Here is a 2,074-nt window from a genome sequence, read left to right as displayed (position 1 = left end):
GTGTCAGGCCGTGTTCGCGGCCGATCCGCTGGATATCGTCTTCCCAGGCCGGGTCGACGCTGAGCAAAAGCCCCCCGGAGGTCTGCGGATCGCACAGCCACTGCCAATGGGCGTCGTCCATGGCCGGAAGCTGCGCACCCAGGGCGTCGCGGTTGCGCACGGTGCCACCGGGCACCGCGCCCTGGCGACGGTACGCTTCGGCCTCAGAAAGCCGCGGCAGGCGGCGAAAATCGACCTCGGCCTTGAGGTGGCTGGCACTGCATATCTCGCTAAGATGGCCGGCCAGGCCGAAACCGGTCACGTCGGTCATGGCATTCAGGCCTTTCACCTTGGCAAGCTCCACGCCGATGCGGTTGGACATGAGCATGGTTTCCCGCGCCAGGCCGTGGTGGCCGGCTTCCAGCAGGCCGCGCTTCTCGGCGGTGGTCAGAAGCCCCACGCCCAGGGGCTTGGTCAGAAACAGCAGATCGCCTGGCTTGGCGCCGCTATTGAGCTTGAGCTGGTCGAGCTGGATCAGGCCGTTGACGGCAAGGCCAAAGATCGGCTCCGGGGCGTCGATGGAGTGGCCGCCGGCCAGCGCCACGCCGAGTTCGCGGCACACGCCCTGGGCGCCTGCGATCACGTCGCCGGCGATGTCCGGGGAGAGCTTGTCCACCGGCCAGCCGAGGATGCTCAGCGCCATGACCGGCGTGCCGCCCATGGCGTAGATGTCGCTGATCGCGTTGGTGGCGGCGATGCGCCCGAAGTCGAAGGGGTCGTCGACGATCGGCATGAAGAAGTCGGTGGTCGAGATCATGCCGCGGCCGTCGCCGAGATCGAACACGGCGGCGTCCTCGCGCCCCTGATTGCCCACCACCAGCTGCTTGTGCCCTGCGCTGGGGCCGGCCTTGGCCAGAATGCTGTCCAGCACGTCCGGTGCGATCTTGCAGCCGCAGCCGGCGCCGTGGCTGTACTGGGTCAGTCGAATCGAACTCATCGCGTCTCTCCTTGGGTGGTCTCGATCGCCTGGGGTGCCGCTTCTGGCGATCGTCGCCGGGTGTCGCGTCCCGGCTTTCAGTATCGTTAGCTTAGTACAGCCTAGAGCGCTTCCAGGGCATCGCTCAACTTGTCCACGGCGATGACCTCCATGCCCGCAGGCGCTTTCTTGGGGGCGTTGGCGCGCGGCACGATGGCGCGCAGGAAACCGTGCTTGGCGGCCTCGCTGATGCGCTCCTGGCCGCTGGGCACCGGGCGAATCTCGCCGGAGAGCCCCACCTCGCCGAACACCACCAGCTCCTTGGGCAGCGCCCGGTTCTGAAGGCTCGAGACCACGGCGAGCAGCACGGCGAGGTCGGCGCTGGTTTCGAGCACCTTGACCCCGCCGACCACGTTCAGGAACACGTCCTGGTCGCCGGTGAACAGCCCGCCGTGGCGGTTGAGCACGGCGAGCAGCATCGCCAGGCGGTTCTGGTCGAGCCCGACCGCCACGCGGCGCGGGTTGCCGAGCGCCGATTCGTCCACCAGCGCCTGGACTTCTACCAGAATCGGCCGGGTGCCTTCCCATACCACCATGACCAGGCTGCCCGGCGCCTGCTCTTCCTGGCGAGAGAGGAAGATCGCGCTGGGATTCTTCACCTCCTTGAGGCCCTGCTCGAGCATGGCGAAAACGCCGAGCTCGTTGACCGCGCCAAAGCGGTTCTTCTGGCCGCGCAGGGTGCGAAAGCGCGAGTCGGCGCCGCCTTCGAGCAAGAGCGAGGCGTCGATCATGTGCTCGAGCACCTTGGGGCCGGCCAGGGTGCCATCCTTGGTGACGTGGCCCACCAGCAATAATACCGTATTGCTCTGCTTGGCGAAGCGGGTGAGTGCGGCGGCGGATTCACGCACCTGGGCCACGCCCCCGGGGGCGGAACTGATGTCCTCGAGATGCATGGTCTGGATCGAGTCGATCACCAGGATCTCGGGCTTCTCGCGCTCGGCGACGGCCAGGATCGTCTCGACGCTGGTCTCGGCCAGCATCTTGAGCCCGTTGGTGGGCAGCTGCAGCCGGTGGGCGCGCATGGCCACCTGGGAAAGCGACTCCTCGCCGGTCACGTAG

At 67.4% G+C, this 2,074-nt stretch carries 2 protein-coding genes; both read right to left on the bottom strand.

What is annotated here, in order from left to right; translation table 11 throughout:
* The coding region (gene selD / locus BIS11_RS16100; RefSeq protein WP_253586535.1) for a selenide, water dikinase SelD at positions 1 to 976 on the bottom strand (976 nt) is incomplete at its 3' end.
* Between the two features lie 101 nt (positions 977 to 1,077).
* A partial coding sequence (gene radA, locus BIS11_RS16095; protein WP_253586534.1) for a DNA repair protein RadA occupies positions 1,078 to 2,074 on the bottom strand: 997 nt, incomplete at its 5' end.

Origin of the sequence: Halomonas sp. 707D4, from assembly GCF_024158685.1 — a bacterium.
Classification (GTDB): Bacteria; Pseudomonadota; Gammaproteobacteria; order Pseudomonadales; family Halomonadaceae; genus Vreelandella.
This window is presented reverse-complemented; position numbering and strand designations above follow the sequence as displayed.